Origin of the sequence: Streptomyces sp. NPDC012825 (genome assembly GCF_042900925.1) — a bacterium.
Classification (GTDB): Bacteria; Actinomycetota; Actinomycetes; order Streptomycetales; family Streptomycetaceae; genus Streptomyces.
Map to the genome: position 1 here is coordinate 637,202 of NZ_JBIBBZ010000001.1, position 21,319 is coordinate 658,520.

A 21,319-nucleotide genomic window follows, 5' to 3' on the forward strand; every position below is an offset into this window, starting at 1 on the left:
GCACGTCATGTGGGTCTTCAGTGCCTCCGGATGCCGGTGGCTGGGTGCGGGCGGGTCGCTCGCCGTCGCCGTGGGCGGATGGTTCGCCGGGACGCTGCCGGCGCGCGGCGGCTGGGGGCTGTGGGAGCGGCACGGACCGGCACCCGCGGCCGCCGGGGCCCTCCTCGCGTACCTCGGCCTGACCCTGCTCGTCGCCGCGTGGGGGCGGTACGGGGTGCTGCTCGTCCGGGGCGCCGGGGCCGCGCGGGACGGGATCCTCGCGACCCTCGTCTGCTGGACCGTGCCGCTGCTCCTCGCCCCGCCGCTGCACAGCGCCGACGTGTACAGCTACATCGCCCAGGGCGCGATGGTCCTCGAAGGGCACGACGTGTACGGGGCCGGGCCCTCCGTCCTCGGCCCCGGCGACCTCGGCGCCGAGGCGGCGGCGAGCGTCGGCGGGCACTGGACCGACACCCCCGCCCCGTACGGACCCGCCTTCCTGCTCCTCGCGGCGGCCGTCGTGAAGCTCACCGGCGGGGCGGTCGTGCCCGCCGTCCTCGGCATGCGCCTGATCGCCCTCGGCGCGCTCGCGCTCACCGCCCGGGCGGTACGGGGGCTCGGCGGCGGGCCCGGCGGCCGGGCGGGCGCGCTCTGGCTGGCCGTCCTCAACCCCCTCTTCCTGATCCACGTCGTCGGCGGCACGCACAACGACGGCCTGATGATCGGGCTCGTCCTCGCCGGCGTCCTGCTCGCGACGCGGGGCCGGTGGGTGCCCGGCTGCGTCCTCGTCGGCCTCGCCCTGACGGTGAAGTCCCCGGCGGCGGTCGCCCTGCTCTTCATCGGCGTCATGGTCGCCCGCCGGGCCGGGGGCGGCGTACGCGGCGCGGTGAAGGGCCTCGTGCTGCCCGGGGCCGTCGCGGGGGCCGTGGCGGCGGGGGCGACGGTCCTCGCCGGGACCGGGTTCGGATGGCTGCGGACCCAGAGCGTCGCCGGGACCATCCACACCGCCCTGTCCGTCACCAGCGACCTCGGGCTCGGGCTCGGGCTGCTCCTCGCGGACGACCCCGACCCGGTCAAGGACCTCGTGCAGAAGCTGGGCCTCGCCGCCGCGCTCGTCCTGATCGCGGTCCTCGCGTGGCGCTCGTGGCGGGGCCTCCTCGACCCGGTCCTCGGCCTCGGCCTCTCCCTGGTGGCCCTCGTCGCGCTCTCGCCGATGGTCCAGCCCTGGTACCTGCTGTGGGGGACGGCCGTCGTCGCGTCGGTGGCCTGGTACGGCCGGGCCGGGCAGGTCCTCGCGGTCCTCTCGGCGGCGCTCGTGTACGAGACGGCGCCGTCGGGACGGACGCCGTGGTACGGGTTCGTGCTGGCGGGCGCCGTGGCCGTGCTCGGGCTGCTGTGGGCGCGGCGGGACCCGTGGCGGGCCGGCGCCGAGGAGGGCGCCGGCCCCGTGGGCGCGGCTACCGGGCGACCGGCGTCCTCCTGATCGCGCGCCCCGCCAGCACGTCCGTCCGCCGGCCGTCCTCGATCACGAACCGCCCCCCGATCAGGACGTGCGGGATGCCCGTCGGCAGGGTCCTCGGGTGCTCGTACGTCGCGCCCGCCGCGACCGTCGCCGGGTCGAAGAGGACCAGGTCGGCCACGTACCCCTCGCGGACCAGGCCCCGGTCGGGGAGGCGGAGGCGGGCGGCGGGCCGGGAGGTCAGGTGGGCGACGCACTCCTCCAGGGAGAGGACGCCGAGCTCGCGCACGTACCGTCCCAGGTACTCGGGGAACGTGCCGTACGCGCGCGGGTGCGGCTTGAGGCCCTGGAGGATGCCGTCCGAGCCGCCGGTGTGCACCCGGTGGCGCATGATCGTCCGGACGTTCTCCTCGTGGCCCACGTGCTGGAGGATCGTGGTGCCGAGCCGGTCCTCCAGGAGGAGCCGGCGGGCCGTGGCCCAGCCGTCGACGCGGCGGCCGACGAATTCCGCGAGCGCGGGCCCGTTCACTCCGGAGACCTCGATCGTGTCCCAGTCGACGGGGACGCCGTGGCAGCCGTCCGAGCCGGTCTCCTCCAGGTGGTGCCTGATCCGCTCGGCCGTCGCGTCGTCCTCCAGCCGCGCGAGCACCGCCTCCGGGCCGCCCTCGCCCGCCCAGCTCGGCAGCAGGGCCGCCAGGGTCGTACAGCCGGGGGTGTACGGGTACGTGTCGAGGCTGATGTCCGCGCCGGCGTCCAGGGCCCCGTCCAGGAGGGCGAGCAGCTCGGGGGCCCTGCCCGCGTTCACGCCGAAGTTCATGCCGGCGTGGGCCAGGTGCAGGGCGCACCCGGCCTCGCGGGCGAGGTCGATCATCTCCGCGTACGCGTCGAGCGCCCCGGCCCCGTACGAGCGGTGATGCGGGCAGTAGTAACCGCCGTACTCCGCGACGACCCGGCACAGCCCGGTCAGTTCGGCGTCCGACGCGTACATCCCGGGGGTGTAGGTCAGGCCGGAGGACATGCCGACCGCGCCCTGCTCCAGGCCCTCGGCGACCAGCCGCCGCATCCGGTCCAGCTCGGCCTCCGTCGCCGGGCGGTTCTCCCAGCCGACCACCTGCGCCCGGACCGTCCCCTGGGGGACGAGGTAGGCGGCGTTGACGGCGGTGCCCCGGCCGCCGTGCGCGCCGTCGAGCCGGTCCAGGTACTCGCCGACCGTGCGCCAGTCCAGGTCCAGGTCGGAGCCGTCGCCGTTCCAGCCGGTGATCGCCCGCCGCACCTCCGCGAGCGTGCGGTCGTCGACCGGGGCGTACGACAGGCCGTCCTGGCCCAGGACCTCCAGGGTCACGCCCTGCGCGGCCTTCGCGGAGTGGTCCGGGTCGCGGAGCAGCGCCAGGTCGCTGTGGGCGTGCATGTCGACGAAGCCGGGGGAGAGGACGAGGCCCTCGGCGTCCAGGATCCGGCGGCCGGTGGGCCGCCGGCAGCCGGCGGCGGCGGCCTCCCGGACGATCGTGGTGATCCGGCCGTCCTCGACGCCGACGTCGGCCCGGTAGGAGGGGCCGCCGCCGCCGTCGACGACCTCGGCGTCGCGGATGACGAGTTCCATCACTGTCCCGGCTTCCCGTCTGCTAGAAGAACGTGCGGATGTGGTCGACCACCGTGCCGTCGGCCTCGACGAGCGGGATGAGCTGCCACTTGTCGAACGACGTGCACGGGTGGGAGAGGCCCATCCCCACCCAGTCCCCGACCTCCAGGTCCGCCCCCGGCTCCGTGCGCAGCCAGGCGTGCTGGTCGGAGAGGCCCGTCACGCGGATGCCCTCGGCGGCCCGGACCTCGCCCGTGCGGGCGTCGCGGACCACCTGGGCCTCCGGGAGGTCCAGGTCGTGGGCGGCGTCCCGCTTGCCGGCGTTGGTGAAGGCCTGCTCGCCGGTGGGCCGGGAGACGACCTGCGACCACAGCCGGAACGCGGGCCGGAGCGCGCCCTCGTCCGGGACCCGGTTGAAGGGGGTGACCTCCCGGTAGCGGCCGTCGTCGTGCGAGACGTACGCGCCGGAGCGCAGCAGCTTCAGGACCGGGAGGGAGAGGGCGGGCAGCTCCGCGAAGACCTCGGCGACCGTGTCGAACCAGGCGCTGCCGCCCGCGCTCACCACGATCTCGCCGATGCCGGGGTCGAAGCGGCCCTCCGCGTCGAAGGCGGCGGCGAGGCCGGTGAGCCGCAGCAGCCAGGCGCGGACCCGCCCGGGGTCCGCCTGCGGCACCTCGCCCTCGTACCCGGCGACGCCGACCAGCCGCAGGGTGGCGGTGGCGGCGACCGCGTCCGCGACGGCGGCGCACTCGGCCTCCGTACGGGCGCCGGTGCGGGCCCCCTCGCCCGCGCCCAGCTCGACGACGACGTCCACCGGGCGGCCGGCCCCGGCGGCGCGCAGGGCCTCGTCCATCAGCTCGACGCCGCGCACGGAGTCGACGTAGCAGACGAAGCGGAGGTCCGGGTCGGCGTCGAGCTCGGCGGCGAGCCAGCGCAGGGCGACGGGGTCGACCAGCTCGTTCGCGAGGAAGATCCGGGCGATGCCGTGGGCGCGGTAGACGCGGGCCTGGTGGGGCACGGCGGCGGTGATGCCCCAGGCGCCGTGCGCCAGCTGCCGGTCGAAGAGCCGGGGAGCCATGGAGGTCTTGCCGTGCGGGGCGAAGGCGAGGCCGTGGCGCTCGGCGTACGTCTCCAGGAGGCGCAGGTTGTGCTCGACGGACTCGGCGGAGAGGGCGAGGACGGGGGTGGTGTAGCCGCCGGTGAAGAGGTTGCGGCGCTGGGCGGAGAGCTCGCCGACGGTCAGGCCCTCGGCGTCCGGGGGGAGGGCCTTGAAACGGTGGTCGACGCGCTCGGCGGAGAGGTCGGGGACCTCGCGCCCCTTCCGGGCGTCCTCCTGCGCGGGCGTCTCGTTCGCCGGGCCTGCCATGGGCTCCTCCTCGCGGTGTTGCATTCAGTGCAACGCTCATTGCGCATCTTGCTCACGGCTGTCTAACATCCGGGCCAAGGCCGGGTCAATGGATCCGTGGGAGTCACAGGGAGCACGAGAGTGAGCGGACACGCGATCCCGGACGTCGCCCGCGCCGTGGACCCCGTGGACCCCGTGGACCCCGCAGACGTCGTCTGTCTCGGCGAGTCCATGGTCACCTTCCTCCCCTCCCGGCCGGGCCGCCTCGCGGACGTCCCCTCCTTCACGCGGGCGATCGGCGGCGCCGAGTCCAACGTCGCCTGCGCCCTGGCCGCCGCCGGACACCGCGTCCAGTGGGTCGGCCGCGTCGGCGCCGACGGCTTCGGCGACCACCTGGTCGACACCGTCGGAGGCCACGGCGTCGACGTCACGGCCGTCGGCCGCGACCCGCACCGGCCGACCGGGATCTACTTCCGTACGGACGAGGACCGGGCCACCGACGCCCACGAGGTCGTCTACTACCGGGCCGGGTCCGCCGCCTCGGCCATGTCGCCGGCCACCGTCCCGTACGAGAGCGTCGCCGGCGCCCGGATCCTGCACCTCACCGGCATCACCGCCGCCCTCTCCGGGGACTGCCTGGCCCTGGTGCGGGAGCTCACCGCCCCGCGCCCCGGCCGGCCGCTGGTCTCCTTCGACGTCAACCACCGGCCGGCCCTGTGGCGCGACGGCGACGCCCCCGGCGTACTCCTCGAACTGGCCCGCCGCGCCGACCTCGTCTTCGTCGGAGCGGACGAGGCGGAGCGGCTGTGGGGGCTGGGGGACGCGCGGGCGGTCTTCGAGGCCCTGCCCGAACCGGGGACCGTCGTGGTCAAGCGGGGCGGGACGGGGGCCGTCGCCGTCGACGGGGAGACCCGGGGAGGCGGCGGCGTCCTCGTCCCGGCCCCCCGCGTCGACGTCGTCTCCCCGATCGGCGCCGGGGACGCCTTCGCCGCCGGTTTCCTCTCCGCGACCCTCCGCGGCCTCGGTCTCCGGAGCCGGCTCCGCCACGGGCACCTGACGGCCGCCGCCGCCCTCACGGTCCCCGGTGACCTGGCCGTCCCGCCCCGCCGCGAGCTGGCCGACCGGCTGGCCGCGCTCGACGACGCGGCCTGGGGGACACTTCACCTCGGCCCCGGCTGGACGGAGGCCGACGAGAGGGACCCCGGGCGGACGGGCCCCGGCCGGACGGGCGACGGCCCGGAGGGCACCGGCCGCGCGGGGGACGACCAGGAGGTACGCACGCCATGAGCCAGACCGTCGACCGGGCGCTCAGCATCCTGCCGCTGCTCGCGCGGGGCCCCGCCGACCTCGGACAGGTCGCCGAGAGCCTCGGCGTCCACAAGTCCACGGCCCTGCGGCTGCTGCGCACGCTCCACGAGCACGGGCTCGTCCACCGCCAGCAGGACCAGCGCTACCGCCTGGGCGCCCGGCTCTTCGCGCTCGCGCAGGAGGCCGTCGAGAACCTCGACGTCCGGGAGATCGCCCACCCCTACCTCACCGCGCTCAACGAGCGGATCGGGCACACGGTCCACCTCGCGGTGTACGAGGAGGGCGAGGTGCTCTACATCGACAAGGTCGAGAGCCGCTACCCGGTCCGCATGTACTCGCGGATCGGCAGGCCCGTCGCGATCACCGTCGCCGCCGTCGCCAAGCTGCTCCTGGCCGACCTGCCGGAGGCGGAGCGGCGCGCGGTCGCCGCGAAGCTCGACTACCCCCCGTACACGCCCCGTTCGACGCCGAACGCCGCCGCCTTCCTCAAGGAGCTGGCGACCGTGCGCGAGCAGGGGTGGGCCACCGACCTCGGCGGCCACGAGGAGTCCATCAACTGCGTCGGCGCGCCCGTCCGCGGCGCCGACGGGCGGGTCGTCGCCGCCATGTCGGTCTCGGCGCCCAACGTGGTCGTCACGGCCGAGGAACTCCTCACCCTCCTCCCGCAGGTGCGCCGCACCGCGGACGCCATCAGCCGGGAGTACTCCGGCACCGCCCCGACCAAGGACACCGCATGAGCGACCAGCCGACCGCGCAGACGTCTTCGCACCCCGTCGAGAAGACCGCCCTGACGCCGGCGACCCACACCGCCCCGCCCGCGAAGTTCTCGCACGGCGTGCGGAAGGGCAACATCCTCCAGGTCGCCGGCCAGGTCGGCTTCCTGCCCGCCGTCGAGGGGCAGGCGCCCACGGTCGCGGGCCCGACCCTGCGCGAGCAGACCCTCCAGACCTTCGCCAACGTCAAGGCGATCCTGGAGGAGGGCGGCGCGACCTGGGACGACGTCATGATGACGCGCGTCTACCTGACCGACGTGGACCACTTCGCCGAGATGAACGAGATCTACAACCAGTACTTCGAGGAGCAGGGCCTCAAGGCCCCCGCCTCCGCCCGCACCACCGTCTACGTCGGCCTCCCGCCCGGCCTCCTGATCGAGATCGACGCGCTGGCGGTCCTGGGCTGAGTCCCGGCACCCGGGAACGAGAGCCGTTCCCGGGTGCCTGCGCGTCACGTCTCCGGGCGAGGCGGACACGTCACCTCCGCCTTGACGGCCTCCGCCCCGTGCCCGTCCCCCGGCGCGCGTCAGGCCGGGGAGGGTTCGGTGTGCCCCACGGTGGAGCCATGGATGTCCTCGTCCACGACGCGGCGTGCCGGGTTCGCCAACTCCAGGCCGGAGAGGTGCTTCTTGAGTCTTTTCGCCATGGGGCGGGAGGTCGCGAGGGTGAGCCCGCCGGAGACGACGGCCCCGACGACGGGGATGGCCTTGGAAACGCTCTTCGCGAAGGTCTGCTTCGTCATCTCGACACCGAGATAGGCGGCGACCTTCTTCACGACCGGGTAGACGACGCCCTGGGTGAGGGCCTTCTGGGGCAGTTTCCTGGCGACCTGTTCCGCCATCAGCGCCGAGACCTGCCCCACCGCCTTGTTCGCCGACTGGGTGCCGAACATCACGCCGACGAAGAGCGTGAGGACCCCCTTGGTGGCGTCGTCGAGGTCCTCACCGCTGGTGGAGAGCAGATCGGGCCAGCTGTAGAGGTAGGCGAGCTTCTGCGCGATGCGCAGCATGTGGCCCATGTACTGGGCCATGTCGCCGGGGACGGTGAGGGGAAGGGCGAAGATGCCGGGCACTCCGGCGGCCGCGGAGAGGGCTCCGGCCTTGCTGGTCTCGTAGGTGATGGCCGCGTCGGCCGCCTTGTCCAGGACGTCGAGGGGGATGCCCGCCGCCGCGGGTGTCTCTTCGATCGCCACGCGGACCTCGTCCTCCGAGCAGTAACGGGTCAGCGCGCTTCGGAGGTACGTCTCCCTGTCGATACGTACGCCCGGAAGGCTCGCCACGCTCACCAGCACTGCGGAGAAACGCGACTCCGGGTTCTCACTCGCTCTGCTCTTGGCCATGGCAGGAATCTACAGTCCCCCGGTATCGCCGTTCCGTGGCCAAGAGATTTGCGGAAAAGGTGAGTTGGCATCCGTATTGCGCGGTGATCGTCAGGGCCTTCGGGTTCTCTCGTGGCACGCCGCACCGGTCGGCCGGGGGCGGCGGAGTGAGTCCTCCGTCGCCCCCGGCCCGTTCACGGGATCAGGCCGCGCAGTACTGTCCCTGCTTCCCGATCGAGCGGTACATGCAGTCCGCGTTCTCCAGGAGCTGGAGCACCGCGTCCCGGTTGCGGGCGGTCTCGCGCTCGATGACCTCGTCGGGCGGGTAGAAGCCGCCGCCGGAGGACGAGGACGGGTACATCTCGAAGGTGTACGCGAAGATCTTCTGCGCGCCCCACAGGTAGTCGTCGATCGAGCCGTCCGTGACGTACAGGTCGCTGGACTGCTCCGGGGTGTAGCCGTTGCTCGCGGCCATCTTCTTCCCGACGGCCGCGAAGGCGTTGCGGTCGTCGGCGGTCATGCCGGTGGCGGTGTCGGCGGTGGTCCAGCCGAACGGCCAGAGGACCAGTTCGCTGTACGTGTGGAAGTCGATGGACGCCTTGATCTGCTGCTTCCCGCCGACCACCCGGGAGCGGACGAAGTCGGCGACGACCTTCACCTCGGGGGCCGACTCGGGGGCCGCGCCCCGGTAGGTCTCGGAACTCTTGGAGCCCGAAGAGCCGCCGCAGCAGCCCCACTTGTAGTTCCAGTTCCGGTTCTGGTCCGTACCGACGTACGAGGAGCCGGAGTTGGGCTGCCGGTTCTTGCGCCAGCTGCGGTAGGAGCCGGACGCGATGTCGTACTCGCCGCCGTCCGGGTTGAGGTCCGGGACGATCCAGATCTCGCGCCCGTTCACGGCGTTGGTGATCCTGCTGTCCGTGCCGTAGCCCGCGCCGAGTTCGCGCAGCAGGTAGAGCGCCATCTCGACGGTGAGGTGCTCGCGGGCGTGCTGGTGGTGGGTGAAGAGGACCTCGGGCTCGTCCTCGTCGACGGCCACGTTGTCGCTGACCTTGATCGCGACGATGTCCCGGCCCTCGTACGACTTGCCGACGACCCGCTTGCTCATGATCGAGGGGTACTGGGCGAGCCGCTGGGCGATCTCCGCGTTCGCCTCGGCGTAGTTGTGGTAGCGGGAGTCCGCCGACGGGAAGTCCAGCGGGCCGAGCGCCGACCGGGCCGCCTCGCCCCGGTCCGGCGGGGCCGGCAGGGCCACGGGCTCGTAACCCGCCGCCCTGAGGCGCCCGAGCTGTTCGGCGTTCGCGCTGACCACGACCGCGCGGGCGTCGACCTCGTCGATCGAGACCCCGGTGGCGGCGAGCGCGGTGCGGGCGGCCGGGGTGGACGGTCCGGCCACCTCGTACTGCCGGATCACCTCCTCGGCCGCGGAGGAACGGGTGGCGGCGGTCGGCGCCGGGCCGGCCCCGGCGGGTGTCGCGAGCGCGGAGAGGGGCGCCGCGAGGGCGAGCGTCACGAGGGCCGCGAGGGTGGCGGACTTCCTGCCGGGCCTCCCGGTGCGGAGGGAACGTCGCATGCTGTCTCCTGGGTGGGGAGTGTGGGGGGTGCGACAACGGTGAAGTGAGGCTGGGTGGTGCGGGGTTGAGCGGGGTGGTGCGGGGTTGAGCCGGGTGGTGCGGGGTCGAGCGGGGGTGGAGTCGGGCGGTACGGGGGTGGAGCCGGGCGGTGCCCGGTCGTGCGGGGTGTTCCGGACATGGTGGGGGAGTGTCATGAACCGGTCAAGGTGTGGACTTCGGCCATACTGTCCCGCGTGGGGACCCTCATCGGCAGATACGTCATCGAGCACAAACTGGGCGAAGGCGGCATGGGCACCGTCTACCTTGCCCGATCGCGCGGCGGACGGGCCGTCGCCGTCAAAGTGGCGCGGCCGGAACTCGCCTCCGATCCCTCGTTCCGCGCACGCTTCCGCGCCGAGGTCGCCGCGGCCCGGCGGGTCGGCGGCTTCCACACCGCGCAGGTCGTCGACGCCGACCCCGACGCCGAGGCGCCCTGGCTCGCCACCGCCTACGTCCCCGGTCCCACCCTCGCCGGACTCGTCACCGCCGAGGGCCCGATGGACGAGGCGCGGCTGCGCGCCCTCGGGGCCGCGCTCGCGGAGGCCCTGGAGGCCATCCACGCCTGCGGGCTCGTCCACCGCGACCTCAAGCCCGGCAACATCGTCATGGCGCCCGACGGGCCGCGCGTCCTCGACTTCGGCATCGCCCGCGCCCTGGAGTCGACCCGGCTCACCGCCACCGGCTCCGCCTTCGGCACCCCCGGCTACCTCGCCCCCGAACAGGCCCTCGGCGAGGAGGTGACGGGCGCCGCCGACGTCTTCGCCCTCGGGGCCGTCCTCGTCGCCGCCGCCGGTGGCCGTCCCTTCGGGGACGGCACGCCGATGGGCCTCATGTACCGCTCGGTCCACGAGGCCCCGGACCTGGGCTCCGTCCCGGAGGCGCTGCGCGGCCTGGTGGCCCGCTGCCTCGCCAAGGACCCGGCCGGGCGGCCCGCGCCGGACGAGATCCTGGACGCGCTGGGCGAGGGGGCGCCGGGGACGGGGGAGCGGCCTCCCGCCACGGTGGTCGTGTCCACGCCCGCCCGTCCGTACGGCTCCGTACCGCCCGCCGGTCCCCGTGACTCCGTACCGCCTGCCGACCCCCGTGACTCCGTACCGCCTGCCGGTTCCGCCCCCGGTCCCGCCGCCCTGGCCGGTTTCGCGACGGTGCCCGCCCACGTACCGCCGGGACACGTACCGCCGCCCCCCGGCTTCGGGCCCCCGGGGGCCTTCGCCGTGCCGCCGCCGCCCTCCGTGCCGCCCGGGGCCGCGCCGGCGGGATTCGTGGCCGCCGACCGGGTGTCCGGGATCGTCGTCGACGGCTCCGGCGTGCACCTCCAGCTCTACGGCGAGGAGGCCGACTTCGGCTGGGAGGAGATCTCGGGCGTGGACCTCGTGCGGACCCGCCGCGGCCGGGGGCTGCGCGTCGTGGTCTCGCTCCACGAGGGCGGCGCGTACACGTGCGAGCTCGACGGCCGCCGCGCCGCCCGGGTCGAGGAGTGGGTGGCCCGGCTCGACCCGGTCCTGGCCGGATTCCTGCCCCGCCGCTGAGCACGCGGCCCGGTTCCTGGCCCGGGAACGACGCAGCGCCGCCGGGGGAGCGGCGGCGCTGCGGAGCCCGTACGGAGACGGGGAAGGACCCGTTACGGGAGGCCGTGCACGTGCGGGCCGACCACGTTCGACCAGGCGTTGCCGGCCGTCGCGTCCCAGTTGGTGGACCAGGTCATGGCGCCGCGCAGGGACGGCCAGGCCTGGGCCGGCTTGAAGGTGCCGCAGCTGGTGAGCTTGGTGAGGCAGTCCAGCGCGTTGTTCACGATCTGCGGGGAGACGTAGCCGCTGCCCGCGCCCCGGGTGGAGGCGGGGACGCCCAGGCCGACCTGGGACGGGTCGAGACCGCCCTGGATCTGGATGCAGGCGAGCGCGGTGAGGAAGTCCACCGAGCCCTGGCTGTAGACCTTGCCGTCGCAGCCCAGCATCGAACCGCTGTTGTAGTACTGGGTGTTGACCACCGTGAGGATGTCCTTCACGGCGAGCGCGGTCTTGAAGTACTCCGTGCCCGTGGACTGCATGTCGATGGTCTGCGGGGCCATCGTGATCACCAGGCTCGAACCCGCCTTCGCGGAGAGCTGGCGCAGCGCCTTGGTGAGGTACGTGGAGTTGATGCCGTGCTCGAGGTCGATGTCGACGCCGTTGAAGCCGTACTCCTGCATCAGGGCGTACGTGCTGTTCGCGAAGGCGGTCGCGCTCGCGTCACTGTTGATCGTGACGTTGCCCTTCTCGCCGCCGACGGAGATGATCACGGACTTGCCGGCCGCCTTCTTGGCCGCGACGTCGGCCTTGAAGTCGGCGACCGAGGCGTAGCCGACGGCCGGGTCGAGGTTGAAGGTGATCTGGCCGGGCGTGGTGGTCGAGTCGGCGAAGGAGACGGCGATGATGTCGTACGCCGCCTGCACGTCCCGCAGCTTCTGCTTGGCCGCGCCGTTGTCGAAGTTCTGCCAGTAGCCGGTCACGGCGTGCTTGGGCACGGCCGGGCCGGGGCCGGTCTGGTTCTTGGCGGTGCGCGCCGAGACGGCGGCGGACTTCGCGGACTCGCCCGCGGAGTTCGTCGCGGAGACCTGGAACTGGTAGGCGGTGTCGGCGGTGAGCCCGGTGACCGTGGCGGAGGTGCCGCTCACGGTCTGCGGGGCGGTGCCGTCCCGGTACACCTTGTAGCCCGTCGCGCCGGAGACCGCGCCCCAGCTCAGGCTCACGGAGGAGGAGGTGACGGTGCCCGCCGCGAGGCCGGCCGGGGTGGACGGGACGACCGGGTCGGGGTCCGGGACGCCGCCGCCGTCGGGCCCGAAGACGCTCACGTCGTCGACGAGGTAGGGGGAGGTGCCGTACCAGCCGTGGGTGTAGATCTCGACCGAGGTGGTGGAGGCGCCCGTGGTGAAGGTGGTGGTCAGCTGCTTCCAGGACGGGGAGTCCGGCGTCCAGGTGGAGACCGAGCCGGTGCCGGTCCCGGTGCCGCTCGCGCCGAGGTAGGCGTAGCCGCCCTGGACCCAGGCGCTCAGCGTGTACGTCGAGTTGGGCTTCACGGTCACGGTCTGCACGCACTTGGCGTTGTCGAGACCGGCCGGGCTCGCCTTCAGGGCGCCGGTCCCGGTGCGGACCGGCGAGGAGACGGCGGCGCCGGTCCCGGCGGAACAGGCCCAGTTGGCCAGGCCGCTCTCGAAGCCCGCGTTCCTGGCGACGTTGACGTCCGCCGCCTGGGCGGTGCCGGCTCCGCCGACGAGGACGAGCCCGGAGCCGACGGCGAGCGCGAGGGCTCCACCGAGCCATCTGCGTCCGCTCGGGCGGGTGGTGGTGCGGTCCACGTGCATCCTCCGTGGGGGAGTTGGGGTTCTGGAGGCGCCGTACGTCGTCGTACGGAGGGGGTTCGTACGGGGGGTACGAGGCGATACGGGTCGGGACGGTGGCCACCGCTGAAGCTACAAGTTGGTCCAGACCAATTGAGTTGTCAAGACCTCTGACGCGCAAGGCCGTTGCGGGACCTCCCCGGGCCCACGGTCGGGGTTTGGGTCCGGCGGTGGGTCCACGGGCCCACGATCCCCGGCCGCGCCCGCCCCTAAGGTGCCCTGGCGGACACCGGGCGGGCGGCGGGGAGGGGCGGGCGGATGCGCGGGACGGACGGGCCCCCGTGGGCCGGCGCGACACGGACAGGCGCGATACGGGGGGACGCGACACGGTGGGACGCGACACGGGGGGACGCGACACGGGGGGACGCGGCGCGCGAGGGCGGGTTGCGTGAGGGCGGGGGGACCGCCGCTCTCGTCCGCGTGTGGGCCGCCGGCCTGATCGTCCTGCTCTTCTCCGAGTACCTCCAGGTCACGTACTTCTACGGCACGTTCGCCGACGCGCAGCGCCTGGAGGGCTTCGGCGGCCGACTGCTCCTGGTCCACGTGCCGAACGCGCTCTGCGTCGCCCTGACGGTCTGGGCGTCCGGCCGGCTCCACCGGGAGCCGTTCCGCTCCTCGCGCGCCCGCCACGCCGCCGCGCTCTTCGCCGTCCCGGCGTTCGCCCAGGTCGTCAGCCTCGCGGTCCAGTGGGAACGCGCCTCGGCCGAGGGCCTGTCCATGTCGTGCGCCGTCGTCGTGGTCGGCGCCTTCTGCGGCCGTGCCGCGGACCGGCTCCAGGAGGGGGACCGATGAGGGGCGGCCGACGGTGGAGAACGGACCGCGGCGCGGGCGCGCTCGAGTACGTGGGGGCCGTGGTCATCGCCGTGGCCCTCCTGCTCGCCCTCGCCGCGACGGGCGTGGCGGGCACCCTCGGCGAGAGGTTCGCCTGCGCGGTCGCCTCGCTCTGGAGCGGCGGCTGCGCCCCCGGCGGGGGCCCGCGGGACACGGCCGCGCGCGACGCCGACTACGAGCCGCCGCTGTGCACGCTGTCCACCGTCACGGACAAGGCCGGCGGCAAGGTCAAGGTCGGCTGGTTCGAATGGGGCAACGAATACGGCTTCCAGGACCAGGTGCACCGGGCCAACTACGACGTCGACGGCGACGGCGAGGTCGATGGCGACGACCGGCTGATCCACACCACCTTCACGGACGCGGCGTCGATCGGCGCCACCGGCGGCTTCGGCGGGAGGATCGGCAAGCTGGGCAGGGGGTCGGTGGACCTCGGCGGCGGCATCAGGGTCAACAACGGCGACACCTGGGTCTTCGAGAGCAGGGAGGAGGCCGACGCCTTCCGAGAGGACCTGGAGAAGCTCAGGATGTACGAGATCCGGCGCACGTCCCCGGGCGGCGCCGAGGCGAGCATGGGCGACGGCATCCTCGCGATCTTCGGCAAGGGACCGCTGGTGGAGGAGGAGAGGCTCCGCGAGCGGATCGAGGGCCGACTCGGGGACCGCCACATCAGCTACGGCTCCGTCGGCGTCTACGGCAGCGTGGACGGCGGTCTCTCGGTGGACCCGGGCGACGACCGGATCATCGCCGCCGGGATCGAGGGGAGCGCCAGGATCAACGCCGACGTGATCCTCACCAAGGACGACTACCGCGGCACCAAGGCGTACACCTACTCCGTCAGGGCCGACGGCCAGTGGGGCAGCAGACTCGGCGCCGGCGGCTTCGACACCGGCGACCACGCGCAGGCCGCCCGCTCCGCCACCGTCACCGTCACCCGCGACCAGAGGACCGGCGAGCTCGTCCGGATCGACTTCACCCGGACCACGGAGACCGACGACGTCGGCACCTCCGACGGCGCGGGCGGCCACAACGGCAAGGAGGGCAAGGACAACAAGGGCGGCCGCGTCGGCACCGTCGACAACTCCGGGAAGAGCCGGACCGAGGTCCTCACCACCACCGTGGCCTTCCCCAAGGGCCCGGACGGCGACGCCGACCGCGCCGTGGCGCAGAAGTGGCTGGACGGGAACGGCGACGGCGGCGCGGTCTTCTCGTACCTGCTGAACAACGACGCGCCCACCACCCGTCCGGGCGCCGACGACCCCTTCGGACGACTCCTCTTCGACCGGGGGAAGTCCAGCAGGACCGAGTACGACGTGATGGCCGACGCGCACGAGTACGGCTTCGAACTGAACCTGGGCCTCTCCCTCGGCGCCTCCGTGGAACTGTCGAACAAGGCCCAGACGCTCGACGACGCCCGGTTCCTCGGGGCGCCCCGGGACGGGAAGCGGGAGTACGTCCCCTACAGCTACTGCGCCCGATGACGCACAGTACGTACAGGCGCGGACGCGTACCGGCGCACAGGACGTACATGCGCGCGGACGCGTACGGGTAGACGAACGGCGGCGGAAGCGCCGCCCGGAACGAGCGAGGGGAGTCGGGATGACCGGGAAGCCGGGGCACGGCCTTCGCGCCGCGCTGGCGGCCGGGGCCGCCGGACTGCTGCTCACCGCCTGCGGGGGCGGCGGGACGGCGGGCACCGTCCCCGAGGGCTGGGGCACCCTGAGGACCGAGCGGCTCACCGTCGCCCACCCGGCGGCCTTCGAGGAGGTCGCCCCCGACGAGGGCAACCCCCACGAGGTGGCCCGGGCGACCCTCACCGAGGGCGGCGTCACGGTCGGGGTCATGAGCGTCGAGTTCGACCACGGCAGCCTGAACACCGTCGAGATGGCGGCCGTCGGGGCGGAGGCCCGGATCCAGCTGGGCGCCACCCCGGCGAAGACCACGGAGGTCCGGGTGGCCGGTCCCGGCGGGCGCGAGGAGGCCCGGAGGATCACCTACACCTTCACCTCCCGGGGCAGGGCCGGCACGCCGCCCGAGGGCACCCGGCTGGAAGGCGTGATGGTGACCGGCGTGGACGCGCGGTCGCGCCCGTACCTGATCACGGTGAACTCCCGGGAGGGCACGCTCTCCGACCGGGACGTCACGGAGATCGTCGAAAGCGTCACGCTCACGGTGACGGAGAAGTAGGCTCCGGCCTGGACTCTTCGGCATCCCTCCGGAGCCCCCTTCCTCCCACGCCCTTTCCGAATTCAACGATTTCAGGAGTTCGGACACGGGGTCCGCCCGTGAAGGGAATCCGTGGACAGTCGTATGTCACGGAAGGGTGTTCTCTGCCGTGTAGGGCGCGGATAAGCTGCCGATGTGGTCAGATGACGGGGGAAGGGCCTGCGGTCGCCGGGGAACCGGGGCCGGAGTGAAACGGGGATCTGGGTGTCGACAGCAATCGCGGTCACGAGCACCGACTTGGTGCTCCCACTGTTCGACCAGCACACGCCCACCGCGGCCGTACTGCGGGCGCCCGAGGCGCAGTCCCTGGAAGCCGCGCTCCTCGACATGCGCGTGACGCTCGATCAGCACGGCTACGTCGTCGTCCTCTATCCCGCGACCCTCTCCCGGCCCTTCGAACAGCGGCTCCACGCCGTCCGCGCCCTCCTGGAGAGCGACCGGGTCGCGTTCCTCAGGTCGGACCTCCCCCCGCTCGGCCTGGCCGTGCTCGTCCGTCAGCTCCGCCAGCTCTCCGTCTGCGACTTCAGCGCGGGAGTCGTCGCGTCGGCGGCGCGCCTGCTCTCGTACTACATCCACTGCGGCGCGCTGCTCGGCTCGGTCGCGAAGCTCGACCGGGTCCCGGTGAGCCTCACGTCGCACGCCAGGTCCTGGATACCGGGCTCCCGGTTCGGCGTCGTGGCCGGCCCGGAGCCGCAGCTGATCAAGGTGGGTGACGGCACGCTCACCGGACCCGAGTACGACACCCGACTCCTGGTGGCGAGGGGCCAGTTGCAGTCGGACTGGGTGACCGGCACGCTCGCCCCCGGGTGGAAGGTGCAGGGGGTCGAGGAGACCGCCCTCCCCGCCGAGTCCCCGCGCTGGTGGGGCACCGGCAGGCTGATCGAGTTCGCCGCCCACATCCCCGACCTCTCCGTGCTGTACCAACTGGTCGCGAGCGTGCGGCGCGAACGGTGCCACTGGTGCGGCATGGAACTGATCGGCGACCGGTGCGGCTTCTGCGCGGCGCCGCTCCCCACGGGCGAGAGCCTGGCCCTGCCCCCCGGCGTCACGACCGGGGGTTGACCGCCCGCCCGCCGCCCGCCGCCGACTCCGCGTCCCGTCCCGTCCCGTCCGTTCGCCCCACGTCCCCTAACGAGGTTGTCCGGTCCATGAATTCCCGTCAACGCCGTGGTGTCATACTCCTGCTCCTCTCCGTGCTGTGTGCCTTCGGCGCCTTCGCCGGGGTGCTCTCCGTGATCGGCGACGTGAATTCGAAAGTCGGTCCCGAGGTCTCGGCGTATCGGACGAAGGTCGACGTCGCCCCCTACACCAGCCTCAAAGAGAGCCAGTTCGAGAAGATTTCCCTCCCCAAACGCTGGCTTTCGGCCAACGCGATCACGGATCTTTCCGAGATCGACGGAAAAATCGCTGTCACTCAGCTCCACAAGGGCTCACTCCTGCAGAGCGACATGATCGTCAGGCGCCCCGCCCTGCAACCCGGCGAGCAGGAGATCGCGATCATGATCGACGCCGCCACGGGCGTGGCCGGAAAGATCACTCCCGGTTCCAAGGTGAACATCTTCGCCACGTTCTCCGGCGAGAACGACAAGACCGCGCCGATCTCGAAGATCATCGTGTCGAACGCCAAGGTCCTCGACGTCGGCAAACTCACCTCCCTGGAGCCGGCCCGGGGCGAGAGGTCCCGCTCCAACGAGGCCGTTCCGATCACCTTCGGCCTGAACACCCTGGACGCCCAGCGCGTCGCCTACGCGGAGTCCTTCGCCGAGCACGTCCGCCTCGCCCTCATCGCCCCGGGCAGCGACACCTCCCTCCGTCCCGGCGAACGCACCTACGAAATCGGCAAGGACAAGTGAGGTCCGGATGACGACCAGGATCCTTCCGGCCGTCGGAGACGCCGACGCCGCCCGGTCCATCACCACCCTGCTCAGCCAGCTCCCGGAAGCGGAGCCCGCGACGCCGGTCGGTGACTCCACGCAGCTCGTCGACACCCTCGCCCAGCTCGCCGGCGAGTCCCTCGACGAACTGCCCGAGGTCGTGCTCGTGCACGAACGGATCGGTCCGGTGCCCGCCCTGGAACTGATCCGCGAGGTCGCCCTCCGCTTCCCCGCGGTCGGCGTCGTCCTCGTCACCGCCGACGCGAGCCCCGTCCTGTTCGCCGCGGCCATGGACTCCGGGGCCCGCGGCCTGGTCGCCCTCCCGCTCAGCTACGAGGAACTGGCCGGCCGCGTGCAGGCCGCCGCCGTCTGGGCCACCGGCGTGCGCCGGCACCTCGGCAACGGCGGCGAGGTCATGCGCGGGGTCGGCGGCAAGGTCGTCACGGTCAGCGGCGCGAAGGGCGGCGTCGGCACCACGCTGATCGCCGTCCAGCTCGCCCTGGCGGCCCGCGCCTCCGGCATGAGCACCGTCCTCGCCGACCTGGACCTCCAGGCCGGTGACGTGGCCTCGTACGTCGACGTCCAGCACCGCCGTTCCGTGGTCGACCTGGCGGGCATCCAGGACGTCACGCCCCGCGTGCTCCAGGACGTCGTCTACTCCGGCGACCAGAGCAAGGTCGGCGGCCTCTCCCTGCTGCTCGCGCCCGCCGAGGGCGAACGGGCCGAGGAGGTCGACGACCGCGCCGTACGGCAGACGATCAGCGCGCTCCGGCACAGGTACGAGGTCGTCGTCGTCGACTGCGGCACCGTGATGAACGCCGCGAACGCCGCCGCGATCGAGATGGCGGACACCGGCGTCCTCGTGGCCACGCCCGACGTGATCGCCGTACGGGCCGCCAAGCGCATGGTCCGGCTCTGGGAACGGCTCCAGATCCGCAAGGCGGAGGACACGATCACGGTGATCAACCGCCACACCCGGAGCACCGAGATCCAGTCGCCGCTCGTCGAGCGGATCACCGGGACCCGGGTCGCGCGGACCACGGTCCCGTCCCACTTCAAGGAGCTGCAGGCGGCCGTGGACGCGGGCCGGATACAGGACCTGGACGCCAAGTCCCTGGTGAAGCAGGCGATATGGGCGCTGGCCGGCGAACTGGGCCTGGTGAAGCCCGCGACGGAGGGCGGACGCGGGGGACGGGGGCGCGGCGACCGGGACCGGGGCTCGTTCGGCCTGCGCAGGTCGCGGGCGTGACGACGGAGACGTGAGCGGGCGGGGACGTGGGCGGGTGCCCGAGCGGGCAGGGATGTCGGTGGACGGAGACGTGGGCAACGGAACCGAGGGGGAACGGCGAACCATGGAAGTGGCGGAGATACGACGGCGGGACCGCGTCCACGACGACCGGGGCCAGCTCAGCGTCGAGTTCACGGGCACCTTCCCGCTGATCCTGCTGACGCTGGCCGTCCTCTGGCAGTGCACCCTCGTCGGCTACACCTTCATCCTGGCGGGGAACGCGGCGGACCGGGGGGTACGTGCGGCCGCGGCCTCCAACGACATGGGGGACTGCCAGTACGTCGGCCAGGAGGACCTGCCCCAGAAGTGGCGGGAAGCCACGATCTCCTGCGTGCCGGAGGGGGAGCTCGTGAAGGCCACGGTTTCCGTCGAGGTACCGATCTTGTTCCCCGGTGGCCCGAGCCTCCCGATCCCCGTCCGGGGCCACGCCGCCGCGGCGAAGGAGGGGAGGGAGCCGTGAACGCCCGTACGCATCTCCCCGTGACGCGCCCCCGTACCGACCGGGCCGGTTCACGGAAGGACGACCGGGGCCAGGCGGCCCTGGAGTTCCTCGGCTGGCTGCCCGTCCTCCTCCTCGTCGGCCTGCTCGCGGTCCAGCTCGGCCTCGGCGCCTTCGCCGCCCAGCAGGCCGGTACGGCGGCCCGCGCCGCGGCCCGCGTGGCGTCCGACCCCGACGCCGACATGAGTGCCGAGCAGGCTGCCAGGGAGGCCGTGTCCGACTGGCTCGCCGACGGCACCGACGCCCCGCCGCCGAACGACTGGGGCGACGGGGTCACCGTCACCGTCACCGTCAGGGTCCCGTCGGTGATTCCCGGCTTCGACGACTTCGGCACCGCCGAGAAGAGCGCCACGATGCCCGCCGACTGACCCCGCCGCCGCACCGCCGGTCCCGGAACCCGTGACGGACCGCCCGTACGCGGGCGTTGGAAGCCCAGAGAAGCCGAGGAGTCGACGACATGAGCTTGAGGGCACGCCTCAACAGCCCCGAGCCGAGCAGCGGCCACGACGAGGGAGACGTCCTCGTCGGCGTCTACCGCGCCAAGCTCCTGGAGGAGATCGACCTCGCGGAGATGTCCGCGCTGGCCGCCGCGGACCGCCGGGTCCGCCTGGAGCGCGTCCTCGGCCACATCATCAGCCGCGAGGGCCCGGTCCTCTCCACGGTCGAACGCGCCCAGCTCATCCGCCGCGTCGTCGACGAGGCCCTCGGCCTCGGCATCCTGGAGCCCCTCCTGGAGGACGCCTCCGTCAGCGAGATCATGGTCAACGGCGCCGACCAGGTCTTCGTCGAGCGGGGCGGCCGCCTCGAACAGCTCCCCCTGCGCTTCTCGTCCAACGAGCAGCTCATGCAGACCATCGAGCGCATCGTCTCCACCGTCAACCGGCGGGTGGACGAGGCGAACCCGATGGTCGACGCCCGCCTCCCCTCCGGCGAGCGCGTCAACGTCATCATCCCGCCGCTCTCGCTGACCGGCCCCATCCTCACCATCCGCCGCTTCCCCCGCGCCTTCACCCTGGCGGAGATGATCGGGCTGGGCTCGCTCGACGAGCAGATGATGCTGCTGCTCGCCGGCCTGGTCCGGGCCAAGTTCAACGTCATCGTGTCCGGCGCCACCGGCACGGGGAAGACCACCCTGCTCAACGCCCTCTCCGGCCTCATCCCCGAGGGCGAGCGCATCGTCACGATCGAGGACTCCGCCGAGCTGCGGCTCCAGCAGTCCCACGTCATCACCCTGGAGAGCCGGCCGGCGAACGTCGAGGGCAAGGGCCGCATCGGCATCCGCGACCTGGTCCGCAACTCCCTGCGCATGCGACCCGATCGCATCATCGTCGGCGAGGTCCGCGGCGGCGAGACGCTCGACATGCTCCAGGCCATGTCGACCGGCCACGACGGCTCCCTCGCCACCGTCCACGCGAACAGCGCCGAGGACGCCCTGATGCGGCTCCAGACCCTGGCGTCCATGTCCGAGGTGGAGATCCCCTTCGTTGCGATCAAGGACCAGATCAACAGCGCCGTGGACGTCATCGTCCAGCTCACCCGGCACGCCGACGGCTCCCGGCGCGTCACCGAGATCGCCATCGTCGACTCCCACGGCCGCGAGGACTACCGGATCGTCTCGGTCTGCCGCTTCAACGCCCAGCCCCTGGCCCCCGACGGCCGGGTGTACGGCGCCTTCGAGTACTACCCGCTGCCGCTCCGCATCGCCGAGCGCCTGTACATGAGGAGCGAGCCCATCCCCGCCGCGTTCGGCGTCGCCCGGTCGGAGGACCAGCTCGCCGTACGCAGGTCCCCGTGACCGGATCCGTCGCGGCCGTTCCCGTGACCGGTCCGCGATCGCCGTCGCCGTAACCGGTCCGT

The 21,319-nt window shown here is 73.1% G+C and carries 19 protein-coding genes; 14 read left to right on the forward strand and 5 right to left on the reverse strand.

Going from position 1 to position 21,319, the window contains the following annotated elements:
- The first annotated feature begins 7 nt into the window (after nt 1–7).
- Nucleotides 8–1,462: a polyprenol phosphomannose-dependent alpha 1,6 mannosyltransferase MptB gene (gene mptB, locus ACFY7E_RS03200; RefSeq protein ID WP_389480128.1), complete on the forward strand. Its 1,455-nt coding sequence runs from the start codon at nt 8–10 to the stop codon at nt 1,460–1,462.
- Here mptB and ACFY7E_RS03205 read toward each other — a convergent pair.
- Together ACFY7E_RS03205 and ACFY7E_RS03210 are read right to left on the reverse strand one after the other, a co-directional pair.
- Nucleotides 1,437–3,038, reverse strand: a complete 1,602-nt coding sequence (locus ACFY7E_RS03205; protein WP_389480131.1) for an amidohydrolase family protein — start codon at nt 3,036–3,038, stop codon at nt 1,437–1,439. The two genes, mptB and ACFY7E_RS03205, sit on opposite strands and share 26 nt — an antisense overlap.
- Before the next feature lie 22 nt (nt 3,039–3,060).
- Nucleotides 3,061–4,383 carry an alanine racemase gene (locus ACFY7E_RS03210; protein WP_389480133.1) on the reverse strand — a complete coding sequence of 441 codons (1,323 nt, stop codon included), beginning with the start codon at nt 4,381–4,383 and terminating at the stop codon, nt 3,061–3,063.
- 210 nt (nt 4,384–4,593) lie between these two features.
- On the opposite strand from ACFY7E_RS03210, the gene ACFY7E_RS03215 reads away from it, so the two are divergent.
- The 3 genes from ACFY7E_RS03215 to ACFY7E_RS03225 are packed head-to-tail and all read left to right on the forward strand — an operon-like array spanning nt 4,594 to nt 6,850.
- The gene (locus ACFY7E_RS03215; protein WP_389481022.1) at nt 4,594–5,649 is read left to right on the forward strand and encodes a sugar kinase; all 1,056 of its coding nucleotides are present in this window, start codon (nt 4,594–4,596) and stop codon (nt 5,647–5,649) included.
- On the forward strand, nt 5,646–6,407 hold the full coding sequence (locus tag ACFY7E_RS03220) for an IclR family transcriptional regulator (protein ID WP_366371451.1): 762 nt from the start codon (nt 5,646–5,648) through the stop codon (nt 6,405–6,407). Before ACFY7E_RS03215 ends, ACFY7E_RS03220 begins: the two co-directional genes overlap by 4 nt.
- Nucleotides 6,404–6,850: a RidA family protein gene (locus tag ACFY7E_RS03225; protein WP_389480137.1), complete on the forward strand. Its 447-nt coding sequence runs from the start codon at nt 6,404–6,406 to the stop codon at nt 6,848–6,850. The genes ACFY7E_RS03220 and ACFY7E_RS03225 overlap by 4 nt, the downstream gene beginning before the upstream one ends.
- Nucleotides 6,851–6,969: 119 nt before the next feature.
- Here the strand turns inward: ACFY7E_RS03225 and ACFY7E_RS03230 are convergent, their stop codons facing one another.
- Entirely contained in the window at nt 6,970–7,782 is an 813-nt protein-coding gene (locus tag ACFY7E_RS03230) for a hypothetical protein (RefSeq protein WP_389480139.1), read from the reverse strand.
- A 181-nt stretch (nt 7,783–7,963) separates the two neighbouring features.
- Complete coding sequence (locus ACFY7E_RS03235; protein ID WP_389480141.1) at nt 7,964–9,331, reverse strand: M14 family metallopeptidase; 1,368 nt, start codon at nt 9,329–9,331, stop codon at nt 7,964–7,966.
- 288 nt (nt 9,332–9,619) lie between these two features.
- On the opposite strand from ACFY7E_RS03235, the gene ACFY7E_RS03240 reads away from it, so the two are divergent.
- On the forward strand, nt 9,620–10,900 hold the full coding sequence (locus ACFY7E_RS03240; RefSeq protein ID WP_389481024.1) for a protein kinase: 1,281 nt from the start codon (nt 9,620–9,622) through the stop codon (nt 10,898–10,900).
- A 92-nt stretch (nt 10,901–10,992) separates the two neighbouring features.
- Here the strand turns inward: ACFY7E_RS03240 and ACFY7E_RS03245 are convergent, their stop codons facing one another.
- On the reverse strand, nt 10,993–12,711 hold the full coding sequence (locus ACFY7E_RS03245; RefSeq protein ID WP_389480144.1) for a chitinase: 1,719 nt from the start codon (nt 12,709–12,711) through the stop codon (nt 10,993–10,995).
- 420 nt (nt 12,712–13,131) lie between these two features.
- Between ACFY7E_RS03245 and ACFY7E_RS03250 the strand changes: the two genes are divergently transcribed.
- The 9 genes from ACFY7E_RS03250 (at nt 13,132) to ACFY7E_RS03290 (ending at nt 21,257) form a co-directional block, all read left to right on the forward strand.
- Entirely contained in the window at nt 13,132–13,539 is a 408-nt protein-coding gene (locus tag ACFY7E_RS03250; protein WP_389480146.1) for a hypothetical protein, read from the forward strand.
- Nucleotides 13,536–15,056: a hypothetical protein gene (locus ACFY7E_RS03255; protein ID WP_389480149.1), complete on the forward strand. Its 1,521-nt coding sequence runs from the start codon at nt 13,536–13,538 to the stop codon at nt 15,054–15,056. The genes ACFY7E_RS03250 and ACFY7E_RS03255 overlap by 4 nt, the downstream gene beginning before the upstream one ends.
- Nucleotides 15,057–15,174: 118 nt before the next feature.
- Entirely contained in the window at nt 15,175–15,762 is a 588-nt protein-coding gene (locus tag ACFY7E_RS03260) for a hypothetical protein (RefSeq protein ID WP_389480151.1), read from the forward strand.
- Between the two features lie 243 nt (nt 15,763–16,005).
- Nucleotides 16,006–16,863 carry a hypothetical protein gene (locus ACFY7E_RS03265; RefSeq protein WP_389480154.1) on the forward strand — a complete coding sequence of 286 codons (858 nt, stop codon included), beginning with the start codon at nt 16,006–16,008 and terminating at the stop codon, nt 16,861–16,863.
- Nucleotides 16,864–16,949: 86 nt separating this feature from the next.
- Nucleotides 16,950–17,654, forward strand: a complete 705-nt coding sequence (gene cpaB, locus ACFY7E_RS03270) for a Flp pilus assembly protein CpaB (RefSeq protein ID WP_389480157.1) — start codon at nt 16,950–16,952, stop codon at nt 17,652–17,654.
- 7 nt (nt 17,655–17,661) lie between these two features.
- Nucleotides 17,662–18,924, forward strand: coding sequence for a CpaE family protein (locus tag ACFY7E_RS03275; protein WP_389480160.1), 1,263 nt, complete (start codon nt 17,662–17,664; stop codon nt 18,922–18,924).
- A gap of 103 nt (nt 18,925–19,027) precedes the next feature.
- On the forward strand, nt 19,028–19,423 hold the full coding sequence (locus ACFY7E_RS03280; protein WP_389480163.1) for a TadE family protein: 396 nt from the start codon (nt 19,028–19,030) through the stop codon (nt 19,421–19,423).
- Nucleotides 19,424–19,443: 20 nt separating this feature from the next.
- Nucleotides 19,444–19,830 (forward strand): TadE/TadG family type IV pilus assembly protein, encoded by a 387-nt coding sequence (locus ACFY7E_RS03285; protein WP_389480165.1) that lies wholly within the window; start codon nt 19,444–19,446, stop codon nt 19,828–19,830.
- An 89-nt stretch (nt 19,831–19,919) separates the two neighbouring features.
- Nucleotides 19,920–21,257 (forward strand): CpaF family protein, encoded by a 1,338-nt coding sequence (locus tag ACFY7E_RS03290; RefSeq protein ID WP_383438489.1) that lies wholly within the window; start codon nt 19,920–19,922, stop codon nt 21,255–21,257.
- Nucleotides 21,258–21,319: the final 62 nt, after the last annotated feature.